12 protein-coding genes are annotated in these 15,635 nt (G+C 59.4%); 6 read left to right on the top strand and 6 right to left on the bottom strand.

The annotated features are described in order from the left end of the window. Positions 1 to 30: 30 nt before the first annotated feature. Both DMO26_RS25760 and nirK read right to left on the bottom strand, forming a co-directional pair. Positions 31 to 939: an SUMF1/EgtB/PvdO family nonheme iron enzyme gene (locus DMO26_RS25760; RefSeq protein ID WP_117195181.1), complete on the bottom strand. Its 909-nt coding sequence runs from the start codon at positions 937 to 939 to the stop codon at positions 31 to 33. Positions 940 to 1,030: 91 nt separating this feature from the next. Then, on the bottom strand, positions 1,031 to 2,164 hold the full coding sequence (gene nirK / locus DMO26_RS25755; RefSeq protein ID WP_117195179.1) for a copper-containing nitrite reductase: 1,134 nt from the start codon (positions 2,162 to 2,164) through the stop codon (positions 1,031 to 1,033). Between the two features lie 176 nt (positions 2,165 to 2,340). On the opposite strand from nirK, the gene DMO26_RS25750 reads away from it, so the two are divergent. Both DMO26_RS25750 and DMO26_RS25745 read left to right on the top strand, forming a co-directional pair. Continuing rightward, positions 2,341 to 3,558: an NnrS family protein gene (locus tag DMO26_RS25750; protein ID WP_117195177.1), complete on the top strand. Its 1,218-nt coding sequence runs from the start codon at positions 2,341 to 2,343 to the stop codon at positions 3,556 to 3,558. A 110-nt stretch (positions 3,559 to 3,668) separates the two neighbouring features. Beyond that, positions 3,669 to 3,863, top strand: a complete 195-nt coding sequence (locus DMO26_RS25745; protein ID WP_117195175.1) for a twin-arginine translocase TatA/TatE family subunit — start codon at positions 3,669 to 3,671, stop codon at positions 3,861 to 3,863. 44 nt (positions 3,864 to 3,907) lie between these two features. Here the strand turns inward: DMO26_RS25745 and DMO26_RS25740 are convergent, their stop codons facing one another. The 4 genes from DMO26_RS25740 to DMO26_RS25725 all read right to left on the bottom strand — a co-directional run bounded on the left by DMO26_RS25740 (position 3,908) and on the right by DMO26_RS25725 (position 7,867). After that, entirely contained in the window at positions 3,908 to 5,533 is a 1,626-nt protein-coding gene (locus DMO26_RS25740; RefSeq protein WP_117195173.1) for a copper resistance CopC/CopD family protein, read from the bottom strand. Between the two features lie 23 nt (positions 5,534 to 5,556). Then, on the bottom strand, positions 5,557 to 6,084 hold the full coding sequence (locus DMO26_RS25735; protein WP_117195171.1) for a YcnI family copper-binding membrane protein: 528 nt from the start codon (positions 6,082 to 6,084) through the stop codon (positions 5,557 to 5,559). Positions 6,085 to 6,302: 218 nt separating this feature from the next. Next, complete coding sequence (locus DMO26_RS25730; protein ID WP_117195170.1) at positions 6,303 to 6,653, bottom strand: hypothetical protein; 351 nt, start codon at positions 6,651 to 6,653, stop codon at positions 6,303 to 6,305. Between the two features lie 203 nt (positions 6,654 to 6,856). Further along, positions 6,857 to 7,867, bottom strand: coding sequence for a nucleoside recognition domain-containing protein (locus tag DMO26_RS25725; protein WP_226951423.1), 1,011 nt, complete (start codon positions 7,865 to 7,867; stop codon positions 6,857 to 6,859). A gap of 122 nt (positions 7,868 to 7,989) precedes the next feature. Between DMO26_RS25725 and DMO26_RS25720 the strand changes: the two genes are divergently transcribed. The 4 genes from DMO26_RS25720 (at position 7,990) to DMO26_RS25705 (ending at position 15,177) form a co-directional block, all read left to right on the top strand. Beyond that, complete coding sequence (locus DMO26_RS25720; RefSeq protein ID WP_117195168.1) at positions 7,990 to 8,442, top strand: Lrp/AsnC family transcriptional regulator; 453 nt, start codon at positions 7,990 to 7,992, stop codon at positions 8,440 to 8,442. 389 nt (positions 8,443 to 8,831) lie between these two features. Beyond that, positions 8,832 to 10,481 (top strand): hypothetical protein, encoded by a 1,650-nt coding sequence (locus tag DMO26_RS25715; RefSeq protein WP_117195166.1) that lies wholly within the window; start codon positions 8,832 to 8,834, stop codon positions 10,479 to 10,481. Beyond that, a complete protein-coding gene (locus DMO26_RS25710; RefSeq protein ID WP_117195164.1) occupies positions 10,471 to 13,044 on the top strand; it encodes a phospholipase D-like domain-containing protein in 2,574 nt (857 codons plus the stop codon). Before DMO26_RS25715 ends, DMO26_RS25710 begins: the two co-directional genes overlap by 11 nt. A gap of 294 nt (positions 13,045 to 13,338) precedes the next feature. Further along, complete coding sequence (locus tag DMO26_RS25705) at positions 13,339 to 15,177, top strand: type II toxin-antitoxin system HipA family toxin (protein ID WP_117195162.1); 1,839 nt, start codon at positions 13,339 to 13,341, stop codon at positions 15,175 to 15,177. Positions 15,178 to 15,635: the final 458 nt, after the last annotated feature.

Raw genomic sequence — 15,635 nt, 5'->3', positions numbered from 1 at the left:
CGGAAGCGCGGTATTGCCGCGCCCAGGCATTCAGCTGATCCAGCCGGCATCACGGAGCTTCACGAGGAGAGGAGCATACCACCGGGTCGATCTGACAAGGCGAAAGCCCAGGTTGTCCGGGGGTGTTCCGACCGCGCAGCCGCCGCCCTTGGGATCGCGGATGAAGGCACTCATCGGCGAACGGTGGCTACCCACGGTGACGTAGACGCCGCAGATCGGTTCAGACGCCTTCAACGATCCATTGGCGTGGAGATGTACCCGGCGATGGCAGGTGGATGTCCATTCCCATACGTTTCCTCCGAAATCGGCAAGACCGAATTCGTTCTCGCCGAAGGAACCGGATGGCCGTGGCTCCGGGTCGCGCTTCGACCTCTCTCTCGCTTCCCTCTCATAGTCTGCGAGCCAGCGCAGAGCCGGATTTTTGTTGTCCGGATCGAGCCCGAGGGCATCGTCGGGGAACCGCTTGCCGGCAGCCTGCGCAAGCTGCTCGTCGGTGGGAAGGGCCCAATAGTCGCCTGTCCTTTCGGACAGCCAGCGGGCATAAGCCGTCGCGTCGTCGTAGCTGACGCCCGTCGCCGGCATGTCACTGCGCCCGGCACCAATCGGTCCGTTCGCGGCGCACGCTCCCGCCAGCACGCAGGCGCCGTATTCCGCGGCCGTCACCTGATATTTCATGATCGTCAGACCATCGCCGGCCATCACCGTCTTCATCGGCGCATCGACCGGCATCGTGCCTCTCAGGAATTCGCCGTCGCTGCGATAGCTGTAGGTGCGCGCCGGTATGGCGATGGTCTGCGGCTCATAGGCAGCGCTCCCGCGCGGCGACGGCTCCAGGAAACCGCCCTGGTCCAGAACGCCGGCGGATAATACGGCGATTAACGTGATCGGAAGGGCGGTGCGGAGGAGCGAGAGTTTCTGCTTCCGGTTCGTGCATCGCATGTTCGCCTCCTCGGGCGAAGCCGGCGTCTCGGAAAAGCGCGCCTTGGATAAGGGTGGGCGGGGCAGGAATAGCCTGCCCCGCCCCGTCGGGTCAGCTGCCGCTCGGCGCGACGATCGACGTCATCAGGTCGTTGTTCCACTCGCCGGTGACCTTGAAGTGAGCGGCTGCACCCAGTTCGAAGGCCTCGATCAGGTTATGGTTGACGTAGGCATAGATGCCGGGCTGCTGGAACGTATAGAAAGCCGCGCCAGCCGCACCGCCTGGAATGAACCAGGTCTCCTGGTCGAGTTCTGGGGCATTCGCAAACTTGCCCGTCGCCCAGACATAGTCGCCATGCCCGCCGATCAGATGCGGGCGGGTATCGCGATTGGCCTGCGAATGAACGATCAGGACCTTTTCGCCGACTGCGGCGGTCATGGCGTTTTCACCCGTCAGGGCGCCTACGGCACCGTTGAAGACGACGTGGGTCGGAGTGAGCGTCCGCATGACCTTGAGGGTATCCTCGTAGGCTTCACCGGCGCTGGCGTATTTCTTGAACTTGCCCTTCTCGTCGCGCGGCACGTAGAAATCCTGTTCGCCGACATAATAGATACGGTCGTAGGTGAGCGGCTTGCCGTTGCCATCCGTGAGACCGTTGCGCGGCAGCACCATGATGGCGCCGTTCATGCCCGAGGTTACGTGCCACGGAACCATGCCGGGAGGTGCGCAATGGTAGACGAAGACGCCGGCCTTCGTGGCCTTGAACCGCAGTACCGTCTTTTCGCCGGGATTGACGACCGTCAGCGCCCCGCCGCCCAACGCGCCGGTTGCCGAGTGGAAGTCGATATTGTGCTGCAGTTCGTTGGTGTCCGGGTTGATCAGGGTGAGTTCGACATAGTCGTCCTGATGCACGACCATCAGCGGACCGGGAACCGAACCGTCGAAGGTCATAGCATTGACCTCAGTGCCTTCCTTGTCGAGGACGAGCTTCTTCTCGTGGATGGTCAGGGTGAACTCGACGACCTTGGGAGGGCCGTCCGCCTTCTGGGTATGAGCATGGACGAAGGGCGGCTTGACGAGATCGACCTTGACGCGGCGCAGGGCCGAGAGGTCGGTCGGCTTCATCTTGGCCGGAGGTGCTTCCTCGGCATTCGCGAAAGAAGCCTGCACGATCGGAGCCATGGCACCCACGAAGGCCGCCCCCGCCAGGATCGAACGTCTGGTTATCTGCATTTTGTCAGTCATGGCGCTTCTCCTTTGAAGCAATGGACGAAGTTGATCCCCATCCGTTGAAGATGAAGCTACGCCCCGCCCGCCGCGCCTTCTTTGACTTGAAACAAACATTCCCGCGTTTGCTTGCGGCGCCACAAAGAAGCACTCGCCTGCCACTGCTACCAAGATGCGAACAAGGAGTTCAGACGATGACGACAATCCCCGCTGGGCGGCGAAACGGCAGTATCCCGAGAGGGCTTTCGCAAACGGCGCCCATCATATTCTCCTATGGCTTCAGGCCCTTCTTTCTCTCGGCCGCTCTCTGGGCGATCGTCGCCATGCTTCTCTGGATCGCCAGCCTGGCCGGAGTGATCGACGTGGCGGATGCCTACGGCACAGTCCATTGGCATGCGCACGAGATGCTGTTCGGTTATGCGAGCGCCGTGCTGGCCGGTTTCCTGCTGACGGCCGTCCCCAACTGGACCGGCAGGCTGCCGGTCTCCGGATGGCCGCTCGTCTTTCTATTCACGGTCTGGGTCCTCGGCAGGCTTGCCCTGCTCGCAGCGGACCATATCGGCAATACCGCGGCCATTTTGGCCGACAGCGCCTTCCTGCCGCTTCTCCTTTTCATCTGCGTGCGCGAAGTGGTCGCGGGAAGGAAATGGAAGGATCTGAAAGTCATCGGCGGCCTCATGGCGCTTTCCGTCGCCAATATCCTGTATCATCTGGCGGTGATGGGCGGGCAGCACCCTTCCCTCGGAATCAAGCTCGCCCTGTCAGCCTACGCCGTGATGATCCTCGTGGTGGGTGGGCGAATCATCCCGAGCTTCACCCGCAACTGGATCAACAAGACCGGACGGACGGACTTTCCCGCCTCCTATGACCGGTTCGACACGGCCGCCATCCTCTTAGGCGTCGCGGCCCTGGCGGCATGGGTTATCCTGGATGATGGTGCATTGGTCGCCGGGACCGCAGGCCTCGCCGCGGCGATGCACGGGGCTCGCCTCACCCGCTGGCGTGGCTGGACGACGACCGCCGAAATGCTAGTGACGATCCTGCACATCGCATACCTGTTCGTGCCGCTCGGGTTCCTTGCCATTGCCCTCACCGCTCTCGGTCTCTTCGGCGAGACCTCGACGATCCATGTCCTTAGCGTCGGAACGGTAACGACGATGATGCTCGCGGTCATGACGCGGGCGAGCCGAGGCCATACCGGGCGGGTGTTGACCGCATCGCCGGCGACAGTGGCATCCTATGCCGCGATCGTCGCCTGCGCACTGCTGAGGCCGAGTGCCGGCATCCTCCCCGAATTCACGGATGTGATCTACTCGCTGTCCGCAATGGTGTGGCTCACCGCTTTCGGTCTTTTCCTCGCCGAATACGGGCCGATGCTGATGCGCGTAAGACGGCGGGTCGCAGAAGGATAGAGGCGCCCCTTCAAGCGCCCGCTATCGTTTTTACAGAGCGAAAACTATTTTCCCAGGTGGGCTGACGGCCGCATACGCGCAAAACATCAGCCGGTAATGGAGTTCAAAACATGGGTTCTTTCAGTGCATGGCATTGGCTGATCGTTCTGGCGATCGTCCTCCTGCTTTTCGGCGGCGGCAAGATTTCGCATCTCATGGGCGATTTCGCCCAGGGCATCCGTGCGTTCAAGAAAGGGATAAAGGATGACGATACCAGTTCCGCTTCCGACAATGGCACCAACGGCAGGGTCGATCCTAGCAAATAGGACCTGAGATCGGAATCCCTTGGCTGCTTTCCGCGGATCCGCACCTATGGTGCGATCTCGATCTCACCTTCGAGCCTAGTGATCTCGAAATCGCTGACGATGACGTCAAGGCGGATTGCCCATCGGCCCGGCAGGGGAAGGACGATGTCCGGTACCGCCCAACCTTCCGGTCCTTTCCCGGCCCTGCGTCTGATCGGCTCGATCCCCGCGTCGGGTTTCGACAGCACCACCGTGACTTCCTGAGGGTCCAGTACGTCCCCATCGCTCCTGACGATAGCCGCGGATATCGTCACGGCTCCAGCCCTGCCGGGCGTGAACTTGACCTCAGCCAAGGCCTTGCTGTTCTGCAGATGGGCAACGGCTGTCCATCCGGTATCGATCCTCTCGGCCATCAGGACGCGTGGCGGCGGAGTGAACCGCCATGTGGCAGCCACCCCGAAGATCAGGAGGAGAAGCATGGTTTCGGCCGCCATCGAGCGAACAAGCAGGTGGATTGCGGATTGTTCTCCTCTTTCCGAACGGCGGGTGAGCTTCCATCGGTTGACGGCCGCCAGTGCGAAGAGCAGCACGAGCAACCCCAGCTTCACGAGGAGCACGGCTCCGTATGCTGTCGTCACCAGACCCCCGGGAGTACCGAGCTGAACGACGGCAAGTACCCCGCCGGCCACGACAAGAACCAGGATTGCCACAGGGATGAAGACGGAGAAGCGGTGCAACGCCGCAATTGCCGTTTCTCCGCCCTTCCTGAATTCCGCGATCAGCGGCAACAACGCTCCCGCCCAGATTGCGATCGCCGCGACGTGCAGGAAGACGGTCGGCCGCATCACCCATTGCGGATCGGCCGCACTTGCGTGCCCGCTGAGGCTCAGTGCAAAGGCTGCCGTCATGAGGGCCGACAACGACATCCAGCGGGCCTCTCTGCCCGGCCCGCTCGCCAGGGCGAGCCCCGAAAGCGCCAGCGCCACGGTGGCAAAGACGACAGTCCGCCCGAAGCTTGTCGTCATTCCCGCCTTCCAGACAGCCGGCATGAAGAAGTCCCCAATCGGTTCGCCTATCGTGTCAAGCCCCTGGAAACCGGCGGAAACCACCGCCCCTGCAAAACCGAACCCGAGCGCGACGAGAATGGGGCTCAGTGCGGTGCCGGCGCCGCTTGCGAACCAATGAATCGCAAACGCACCACCCACCCCCAGGAAAATGCCGACATAGAGGCCGATCTTCCCGATCCACAGACCGGCGCGGACAGGCCAGTCGACATCGGCAGCAGCACGCTGGGCCGTCGCGTTCGGTTGCCCTATCGAAAAAACAAGCGAACCGCCGATCGGGTGGCCGTCTTCGGAGACGACCCTCCACGAGAGGAGATAGGTGCCATTCGAAAGGAGGCTGGGGGGAGCGATCTCCACGGTCCTGTCCCTCAGGACGTAATCCTTGAGGATTACGGTGCTGCGGTCCGGCCGCGTGAGTTTGAGACTGGTCGGGGAGACGGGTTCGCTGAACGTAAGAGCGATCACGCGCGGCGGCGTGGATACGACCGAGCCGTCGCGGGGCTCGGTCGCATTGAGGGACGCATGGGCGCATGCCGCCGCTGTCATGATCAGCCACAGCAGGATCGCGGATGCGACCCGCTGCAGAATGTCGGCCAGGAAGGCTACCCTTCCGCAAAACGGCGCCATCGACATACTCCCGAATGAAGGGGCTAATTGCCCAGCTTTGGAAGAAGCTTGACGCCGGGAGCAGGAAGCTCGAGATCCGAAGCTTTCTGACCCTCCGCCGGCAGTTCGATCCAGCGTTCCTTGAGGCCTTCCGGGCACTCCTGGATCACCGGAAAATAGAGCGTCGCGCCGACTTTCAGGTCGGCAGCGATCGTGCCTCGGACGACGAATTCGTCATACTCGTCGTCGCCGAGATTGCCGCCGCTCCAGACGACTTCCTTGACCCCTTCGGTCACCTGGGAGCCGTGATTGTCATAGGCCCTGGCATAGGCGCCCTTGATCTTTTCGAGGGTCCAGCCCGCCTTCGGCTGCGGCTTGACGCTGTAGAAACCCTCGGGGATCTGGACACGCACGATGTTCGTGGGTTTGCCCTCGCAACCGTGCGGCACGCGGAGCACGGCCTTGTATGTCGTGCCCACGGCGGCTTCCTTGCCTTCCAGAGTGACATGCGCGAGCGCGGCGGTGGTGCCGCAAGCGATGATGGCGGCGGTGATCGTGATTTTCTTCAGCATAGGATTCTCCATGATCGGCTGAACTCGGGCCGGCCTCTTTCCGGTGACCAGCGGCCTGAAAATGCGCGGGTCCGGATGTGGATTGATGAACTGGATGGGGTAGTCTCTTTTCCGTGTTCCGGAACGATGCACCAAACTGACAAGGCATGCGACTTTCACCGCCTTGTTGCTTTCGGCCTCAACTCACTCGGAAAACGGAAGATCGACGAATTGCCGGCTCAGGCCGCCTGGGGTGGCGCGCGGGGATTGCCGGGAGAGGTCTCGGGGCGTTCGAAGGGACCTGCGTCCGCTTCGGCCGGAACCGGCCTGGAATTGGTCTGGAGCCGGTTGCTGAGAAAATTGTCGGAAAACTGCGGCGCAAGCACCGGAGCCAGAATGCTGCACGCTTGCGTGCAGCATTCCGGAAGTTTCGAGCCGTTCTTGTCGGGGTGGTCCTTACCCTCGACATGCGTGATGCAGAGCGGGTTTCCGAAATCGTCGAGGACAGGCGTTGCTGCCGCCGAACTGAGAAGAACGGATCCCAGCAGCATCTGCACGACGAGCACGAAGGCCGCGATGGACGCGGACACAACGCTCCAGGCAGATGATCTGCGGTTTCTCACGGATCCCTCATCGGTTCGACCAGCCGTCGATGTCCATGTGGACATCCGTTTACTGGCACGGGACAGTCATGTTTGTCTATGCGCTCTTCCGCCACACTGGTCTTTGATGCGCGTCAAACATTCGGCCGGTGCCGGTCCGCTGCATGCTGCGGCGTCGCGAGGTAGCGGACTCATCCTGCCGGATCTCCAGCCGCTTCTCCCGGTCCGACGTGCGAAGACGAAGCCTCGCCCCCGTGGTAGAAAGCCTTGAAGAAAAAGGCGTCCGACGTCGCGTAGATTGCCCGCGCGACCAAGGCCGTGGCGAGCACCGCGAAGACCACGCGGCCGACAAGCACGCTCGTCAGGTCGGCACCGAGCGCTACGACGATCAGCGTATCTTCGATGAGGCTATGGGCAAAGCCCATGAACACGCAGGCGAGGAATATCTGACGCGGCGCTATCCGCGCCGTGCGTGCCTCACGGATCAGCAGCCCCCCGCCATAGGAAATTCCGAGAAACAGGCCGACGGCCGAAAAGGGTATCGCTTCTCCGCCAATGCCAGCCAGCCGGAAGAGGGGTGCAAGTCCCTTGTTCACCCGGTCCAGGATTCCGGACATCCTGAGCAATTCCATCAGCCAGCTGAGTGCCAGCAGAACGGCGAGCATCATCGCCAGAGTTTCGATCGTGCCCAGAATAAAGCCACTCCAATCCGTGCTCTCGCCCATCGGGGTCCAGGAGGGTTTCAAAGGCTCGGACAGCCATCCGGTCGCGGCGAACAGATGGTGCAGGAGGATGGCAAAGAGGAATCCGCCGCCGATCCTGAGCGCCGCCGTTATCGCGAAGCCGGGGCCGGCCTTGCGGATGATCCGCTGCTCGATCGGAATGGCGTGGGCGAACAAGAAAAGCGCGGAGAGGACCGTCATGTCGGCCGTCGTCAATGCCGATACCGGAACGAGCGTAAACACGATGACCACGCCGCCCCAGATACCGACCAGCAGTCCCGTCAGCCAGGCGAAAGCGAGCTCGTCAGGCAATCCCACCATTGTCATCACCGGTGCGAAGATCGGAGAAACGGCCCGGATGACCCCTAGATCCTGCAGAAGCTGGGTAACGATCGCGACAGGCACGATGACACGCACCAGTTCCCAATAGATTTCCAGCGTCTGCAAGGTCTTGCGGTAGAAGGAGGCATAGAGTGCCATAAAAGGCTCCATCGATTTCAATTCTACCTGCTGACTAGCGCGGGACGTGTCGCATTTGTGGTCAAAATTTGCGATTTTGTGCAATAAAATTGCAGACCACTCAAAAACATCGAAGGCAAGAGATGGACCGCATCGACAGGAAGCTCCTCAACCTCCTTCAGGAGGATGCCTCGCGAACCAATGCCGAATTGGCGGATCTGGTCGGGCTTTCCCCGTCAAGCTGCCTGCGCCGCATCAGACGCCTCAACGAGGCGGGAATCATCGACCGGGTCGTCGCAGTTGTTGCGCCCGCCAAGGCCGGCAAGAACCTTAAAGCCATCGTGACAGTCGAACTGGAACGCCACGGCGAGCAATACATGCGCCAGTTCCTCGAACTGGTCGTTGCGGAACCGGCGGTCATCCAGGCCTATGGGGTAAGCGGCGAAACCGACGTCGTTCTCATGCTGCGCCTCGCGGATATGGACGAATTCGATACGCTTTGCGAGCGACTGTTCCGGGACCGGAGCAATGTCGCGCGGTACTACACGATGTTCGTCATCCGGACTGCCAAGGAGACGACGGCTATACCGCTTTAGCGGAGGAATCTATCTGCCTCCGACCAACCGGGTCTCGGGTTTCGAGGCGTTTTGCACCCATGCGTGTGCCGGTGCACAGTTTATCGCCCGGACCAGAAAACAGATGTCTGGACCGGAATGACCAGCACCGGTCACGGCAGAATATCAAAGGTTGGGGAGGACGGGGAAGATGGCGCGTCGGACGAGATGAAATTGGGCACTCCTATACCATTGTAATAGCTATATAAATTTTGAGACGCTCTGCACGGTGCCAGCGTTTCCAATCTTTCCCTCCTTAACGTAATGGGTGAAGGCTAGGATGTATGCAAATATACCCACTACGGTTCCGCTTGCTCGCGGAAAAATGCGGTTTTCATTTGAGATTTTTGTAGCAAAGCAGAGTTTAGGCCATGCAAGCAGAAACAGCGTGGGTGAAACCACCACTCCAAGTCGGCGGTTTGGACCACCTCGCGGTCCAGGCGCCTTGCATCAACATTTATGGGCGCATGCTGCCTGGCATTACCAATGTTACCGACAGAGCACGCTACTACTCATTTTATCCGTGGCTAATTTGGTCATTCGACAAGGCCGGGTACCGTGAATTCAACGACGACTTTGTTGAGCGATTTCGCCGCGCCGACTGCCTTTTCTGCCTGATTGCACAACGTCACGCTGCCGTGTCCGGAGGTGATCCGGAGGATCATGCTGCGGCGATGGTAGGCAGTGAAACGTTGACGGTTGTGGCCCGTTCCCTGGGTGCCGACGGCGTAATCCGCTTATCCGATTACTCTCTGCGCGAGGGCGCCACAAAGCGTTATTTCGCAAACAAGCTAGGGGGTCTTGGCCAGTACTATCTTGGGGTACTGAGAGAGCTTTCCATTCTCGATGGCGATTCGTCCACTGGCGTTCATTACACACGTCAAGTCGGGGCTGTTATCGCGGAACGCATGGATTTCAGCGTAAACCGTCAACTCTTCATAAGTGCCGTAGACGCAGACAGGGTAACGGCTTCCCAGCTGGACGAGCTGAAAAGCTTCTGTCCCTGCCAACTTTGCAATAGCCCGGGCGAGCAGCAGATTCTCTCGGACATGTTCTTTGTCAGAAACGGCTTTGATCAAAGCGAAGCGCTGCCGCGCCGACGGTCGCTGCAACTGATCTTGCACCTAGCCGACCGCCTGAATGAGAATGATGCAGAGCTATCCGAAGCCCACTTTCGCGCTTGTTCTTATGCCGGCAGTTTGCCGGGTGGCGCTGCCTGGGAAATTCCAGCTTCGCTCGCCACGACCCGCGATAGGTGGGCGATTTATGCGCGTAACGAACTTCTCTCGCTTGCCGTGCAAGGTCTGTTCTTTGCCTTGCTCGATGCCTACGACGCATCTGAGCTACGTCTCGACGCAAGCTCAGATATTGCCGACTGGTTTGTTGAGCAGCCTGAAATCGTCGAAGCCCTTAACGCCTTGGGCTCAGACAAGACATTTTCGCAATGCACAGAGGACAGTCAATCGTGGTTGCCCGCGCTTCCGACGTGGCAGAATCCGTTGCACGAAGTTCAGCTTACGGAACGCATTGCGAGCCTGTCGCGAGCCAGAAAATCTTCTGACAGCCGCCGGAACATCGTAGATGCTGCCATGCGAACGCTAGTTGCGTTGGCAAGCAGAACCGCTCCCGCCGAACGTCAGTACGCCGACCTCGTTTTTGAAGAAGACTACTTCCGCTATTATCCCATCAATCTAGAGTCGTTTGCCCGGCATGCATCGCACGGTTGGGCACCATTAAAGCTGCGTGATGTTCTCCGGTGGCTCCTCATCAATTGGGGTTTGGAGATGCATCTTCGGATAGCCCTAAGAAAGCTCCGCGGCCAGTCGCAATCGACATTCCGGATACGGCCTTCTGATCGAGGCATGGAGGTCATCGCCATACCTCCGGCCGTTCACACTCGCCCCCGCTTCTACCAGGCGGTTCGCGTCCTCAAAGATATAGGCGCCCTAGAGAGAAACGGCGCGGGCTGGCAACCTAGCACATTGGGAAGATCACAGTTGGAGCTTGCCGATGCTCCCTAAAATATCACTGTTGGAAGAGCTGAAAAAAGGTGGATACGAAGCCTCGCTCATCACGACCTACAATGCCTACCTTCCCTTCTACGAGGAAGTGGTACTGCGGCGCCTGGTGAACTCTGGTGTCCGGCATAACGTCCTGCTCATGGATGCGCGCCAGTACGCTGGGTCATTGGCCATCCATCCACCGCGGCTTGCGGGGCGGCAGTATAGTCTCCTTCCGGTGAAGGTGCCGGGCGCTTTCCACCCAAAGATCATTTTCCTAACAGGGAAAAGTAAAGCTGCGATCCTCGTGGGCAGTCATAACATGACGCTTGCCGGTTTCGGGTTTAATCGCGAGATCACGAACCTTATCCGGGTCCAAGGTGACGGTGACGGCCCCGGCATCGCAGTCGCGCAGGCATTATGGGCCGAAGTCAACACTTGGCTTGACCGCTATACAGCCGGTGTTCCCGGCCATGTACTTTCTATGGTCCGCAAGGTGCAGGAATTTGCTCCTTGGCTTAACGGCCAGCCGGCAGCAGATGGGAATTTCAGGCTTCTCGCAGGTCGCCCGGGAGGTACGACGCTGTGGGAACAGTTCACCGGCCTAATTCGCGGTGAAACGGCTCGTATCTCGGTTGGTGGTGCCTTTTTCGACCAGAATTTGACCTTTTTGGAGCGTCTGCAAAGTGATTTGAAACCCCAAAGAACGACGGTGGCAGTAGAGCCTGAAACCGTGCAGATGCCGACCAGTACCCACTCTCCGCAAGGCGTGTCATTTGTCCGGGCGGAGAGGCTTGGATGCGATGAGAAAGGAGAAGAGCGATATCTGCATGCTAAGTTTTTGCTGGTCGAGCAGGCAGATGGCTCCTCTGTGCTCACGACCGGTAGCGCTAATCCAAGCAGGTCAGCATGGCTCGCCGACGGCGTCAGCGGTAATGTCGAGATAATGCTCGCAAGAAACGGCAACGACGCTTTGGCGACGGCACAGGCTTTAGGATGCGATGATATCCACAGCCTGCCGGCACTTACACGAGATGATTGGCAATTTATCGAGACCAATCAGGTCCAGGAGCCGTCCGCTCCCGCTGGAATAAGAACGGGCATCGCTCTCGCAGAGGACACTCGTATTGTGTTCGATCGGGACCTGGTTGCCGGTATCACGGGGCTAACTTTCACCCTGACAGCAGCTGACGGAACCACCATAGATCAAACCACCGATGTCGCTGTTGAAGGCCAATGCGCTCTATTGGTCTTCATGAGCCGCGATATCCAGCGTGCAGCTTTTCTCCAGGCATCCGGTTCTGGTGGGCAAGTCCTAAACCTGACGCTTCACCACGCGACTATCATCGAAGAACAGGCTCGAAGCGGGACACAACGCAAATTCCGGGATGCCCTTTTCAGTCTTGAGACGGACACCCCGGATATCGGGCTGCTGATTCAGTGCATCGACAAGATGATATTTGATGAAGAACGTGCGTCCACCGCCAATTCGTCCCCAACACCGCACGGTACCGCCCGTACGGCACAAGGCGCCGCAGACGTTTCCGAGACGCTCGCTATCGACGTCAGCGACATGAGAAAGAATCGTAAAAAGCATCGCCTGGATCACGCCAGTGATTTTGCGTACCTGCTGGATGCGCTGATATACCACCTGCGGATACAACATGACAAATCGCACGAAGACGTGGATCGGTTTGGGCGCAGTGAAGAAGAACAGATCGGGGCGGACGACGATCCTGAAAACGAGGGTGGGCAGCTGTCGCCAGAGCGCCAAGCCGAACTAATTCATCTTTGCAATGCAAAAGTGCGGACGCTCGTTAATAGGATGGTGTCGCAACTCAAATGGTATGCGGAAGGCAAGCAACCTCTATCCAAGATTCTCGTCCGCCTGCTGGGCGTTTTGGCCGTTCTCAGAGAGTTGCGCCATTGTGATGGCCGGGTGGCTTGGGTTGAAAAGGGAAAAACGACCGTTCCAAAAGAGCAGCGGGCTGCTCTCTTGGAGGCTGTGATGTTCAACCTGTTTGAGCGGGACAGCGGCGCCGAAAATGCCTCATTGCTTCATTTAGCTCCCCTAGGCGAAGATTTCTACGACAGCGACGATTTGGCGATGCTAAAGGGACTGCTGCTCTGGCTAGCTTGGGACTGCGGCTTGACGATGAACCTGCAAAAACCCCAATGGGAAACACCCGAGGCTTGCGAAGAACGCCTAAGACAAAACGCAATGGTGCTTGCTCTCGCACAGATGATCGGTTCGGACGAAACGGTAATCGAGACAGCCGGGCAGAGCATCGGTGGTTTGGCAGCCAGCGAACTGGACTGGCTCAGAGATATTCAGCGATTGGCCGACGCCTGCTCACTCTCCAGCACAAACCTGCAACAGCTGCGCCAAGGGGAAACTGCAGAACAGGGCGATATGGCGTTCCACCGTACTATCGAAAACTGGATTGTCCGGCTGGTCGCTAGCCGAAATGGTAACAAGGTGGCCCTTGTTTCGCTTAAGAAGGACAAGCCGCGAATTCCCTATATCGCAGCCCACCTGGCCGTAGGAAAACTCGAAGCCTCTGCGACGCAGCGCGCGTCTTGATGATGGCCTCAAAACAGCCCGATCGGGACCGTTTCCCACGCTGACACGGCATCCGATCAGAAAACGTCCCGCACGGGACGATTTCGGCGGCTGGTCAATACGGGTGACGTCGTATGACGCCGCCTTACGACATCATCTTGATTTTATTATATAAAATCTGCCAACCCTGATATTCATAGGAGCAAGAAGCCTAACTTTCCCGCACCTCAGGTACGGGAAAGTTATTATTCTGATGGCTTTTATGAGCGCCGTATGCTAACTTTCTCGTACCTGAGGTACGCGAAAGTTAGAACAATGCCCCTTCATTTGGTAGGCGAAACGCTCGACAAGACCCGCAGCCACTACATGGCTGAGACGGGGAAACTCGTGCAGTTGATGCGGGGCATTTACGTGGACGCGGATGACGACATCGACGCCACGGTCATCAAGCACGCCGTCCGTATCGCTCGCTACCTCTACCCTCAGACTTATCTCTCCGCTGCCAGCGCGGTCGCGCTGGGCCCGACGCGTGACGGCCGCCTTTTCCTGAGTGGCCGCCGCAAACAGCGCACGAGGCTCCGCACGCTGGAGATCATTCAGAACGAAGCGCCCGCGCATCCCTCCGTTGCCCAGGCCATCATCGACGACGGGATGGGAGAGTTTCGCGTCGATGTTTCGTCCATGCGGCAACGTTTCCTCGAAGCCTTTCGCCTGCGTAGCGAGCACGCGGCCTCGATCGACGAGACGGCGCGGGCAGCTATCGCGGCAAGACTCATCGAAGAGCACGGCAGTGCTCAAGACGCGGCCGATGCGGTCTGGGCGCTCGCGCGCCAGAATCAGTGGTACCGGGAGGGCGAAGCTGCCGAGAGATATTTCCTGCAGCGGCCGGCGGCCGCGCCGGCGCGCAACGAAGCCGCGCTCGATCTGATCGTGGCATGGCATGGCAAGCCGGTCGGCAATCTTGTCCATGACGGCTTCGAATGGCGCTGGCAACAGACAGAAGAGAATGGTCCCCCTCTCATCCGGCAAACCACTCCTGGCAAGTTGCCTCCGTTTATCTTGTCCCTTCTTCCTGAAGGATGGCTGGAGTCCGTCCTGAACGACCGGGACGAGCGCGCCATGCTGCGCTCCGGCAGGCGGTATATGTCCAACATCACCATCGTTGAAAAGCGCAGCGAACTGGCGGCTCTTCCGTCCGACATTCTGCAAACGCGCCTTTCTTCCTACTCCGAACGCGGGGTCTTCACAGGCCGCTATGCGGGTCCCGGCCGCGACCACATCGAAAAGAGTTTCGAGCAAAACCTCGCGCAGATATTCGCGAACGCCGAAACCCCGCGTCTTTCCGGCGTGCAGATCAAAGCCCCTATGTTCCTCGATGGTGATGGCACGCTGTCACCCAGCATAACCACGCCGTTCACCCACATCCTGAAGCCCGCCGGTACAAGCGGGTTTGAAGCTTTGCCCGTGATCGAATGGCAATCCCTCACCCTGGGAGCGGCCGCCGGCTTCAAGACGCCCGCAATGGCGCTCCTCTCGATGCCGGACGGGATGCCGCCCGCTCTGCTGGTTGAACGCTTCGATATCCGCACCGGCAAGAAAGATGCAGAGCTTCTGGCCATGGAGGATTTCTGTTCGGTCCTGGATGTCCCCACCAGCGCCAAATATGACGGCACGATGGAGCGCATAGCGCGGGCCATACGGCCGTTATCCACCTCTCCCGACGAAGATGTCCTGCTTCTTTTAAAGCGCGCGCTGTTCGCATGGCTGATTGCTGACGGCGACATGCACCTGAAGAACATGGCCCTGCTGAAAATCGCCGAACCGGGCAGCACGCGCTTCAGCGCGGTCCGAATGGCGCCTCTATACGATGCTGTCACGACCCGCGTATTCCCGCGTCTTGAAAGAGACCGCATGGCCCTCAAGATGAACGGCAAGGACGACCGCGTGCGCCGGTCTGACTTCAAGGCATTCGCGAACACCGCCGGTATGAAAGCATCCGATGCCGATGACGCCATTGACGAACTTGTTTCTCAGCTCCAGGCAGGGCTTGATGCCATAGCGCTGCCCTCAGTGGTGCCCGCCGCGACGCCGATAAGCGATGCAGCAGAACGTATGCTTACTTTAGTCAAAGAACGCCTAGATGATTTCCGCTGAAGACCGGCATGGGTGCGCTTCAGTTTGTGAATGAAAATCCATAAAAAGAACCGCTCGGGACGATTGCAACCACACCTTACCTGCGGTCTGCCAAAACGTCCGGAACGGGATGATTTTCCATCTGTCCCAAGACGGCGAGAAAACGCGGATGACGCGAGGAAAAGCGTCCGTTGATTCATCTAGTTTGTCCGGAACGACGGAGGTCACGGACATGCCGGAAGCCAAAGATAACGCGTTGGCGTACTGCGAGGGCTTTCAGGTCCGGATGGCGACTATGCGTGGACAGCGATACTCACACCGCGTTGCGCCACTGCTTTCTCGGCCAGCTCTCGGCGCTGAGATGGCCGCGTCATTAATGGGATGGTCCGCCTCGTCCTCCTGCCGCATCATGAGGCGGTCAAATCAAAGGAGGTTGCTATGCCTAAACGCAATGCGCCGCTTCCCGCAGCGGTCTATGG

It is taken from the genome of Rhizobium terrae, assembly GCF_003425685.1.
Taxonomy (GTDB): domain Bacteria; phylum Pseudomonadota; class Alphaproteobacteria; order Rhizobiales; family Rhizobiaceae; genus Neorhizobium; species Neorhizobium terrae.
The sequence above is the reverse complement of the archived record's forward strand: the minus strand, read 5'-3'. Positions and strand labels throughout refer to the sequence as shown.

What these genes read in the sequence shown, in the direction of transcription:
- DMO26_RS25715 (WP_117195166.1), top strand. Translation starts at nt 8,832, where the DNA reads ATGCAAGCAGAAACAGCGTGGGTGAAACCACCACTCCAAGTCGGCGGT.
- DMO26_RS25735 (WP_117195171.1), bottom strand. Translation starts at nt 6,084, where the DNA reads ATGCTGAAGAAAATCACGATCACCGCCGCCATCATCGCTTGCGGCACC.
- DMO26_RS25740 (WP_117195173.1), bottom strand. Translation starts at nt 5,533, where the DNA reads ATGGCGCCGTTTTGCGGAAGGGTAGCCTTCCTGGCCGACATTCTGCAG.
- DMO26_RS25745 (WP_117195175.1), top strand. Translation starts at nt 3,669, where the DNA reads ATGGGTTCTTTCAGTGCATGGCATTGGCTGATCGTTCTGGCGATCGTC.
- DMO26_RS25750 (WP_117195177.1), top strand. Translation starts at nt 2,341, where the DNA reads ATGACGACAATCCCCGCTGGGCGGCGAAACGGCAGTATCCCGAGAGGG.
- nirK (WP_117195179.1), bottom strand. Translation starts at nt 2,164, where the DNA reads ATGACTGACAAAATGCAGATAACCAGACGTTCGATCCTGGCGGGGGCG.
- DMO26_RS25725 (WP_226951423.1), bottom strand. Translation starts at nt 7,867, where the DNA reads ATGGCACTCTATGCCTCCTTCTACCGCAAGACCTTGCAGACGCTGGAA.
- DMO26_RS25710 (WP_117195164.1), top strand. Translation starts at nt 10,471, where the DNA reads ATGCTCCCTAAAATATCACTGTTGGAAGAGCTGAAAAAAGGTGGATAC.
- DMO26_RS25720 (WP_117195168.1), top strand. Translation starts at nt 7,990, where the DNA reads ATGGACCGCATCGACAGGAAGCTCCTCAACCTCCTTCAGGAGGATGCC.
- DMO26_RS25760 (WP_117195181.1), bottom strand. Translation starts at nt 939, where the DNA reads ATGCGATGCACGAACCGGAAGCAGAAACTCTCGCTCCTCCGCACCGCC.
- DMO26_RS25705 (WP_117195162.1), top strand. Translation starts at nt 13,339, where the DNA reads ATGCCCCTTCATTTGGTAGGCGAAACGCTCGACAAGACCCGCAGCCAC.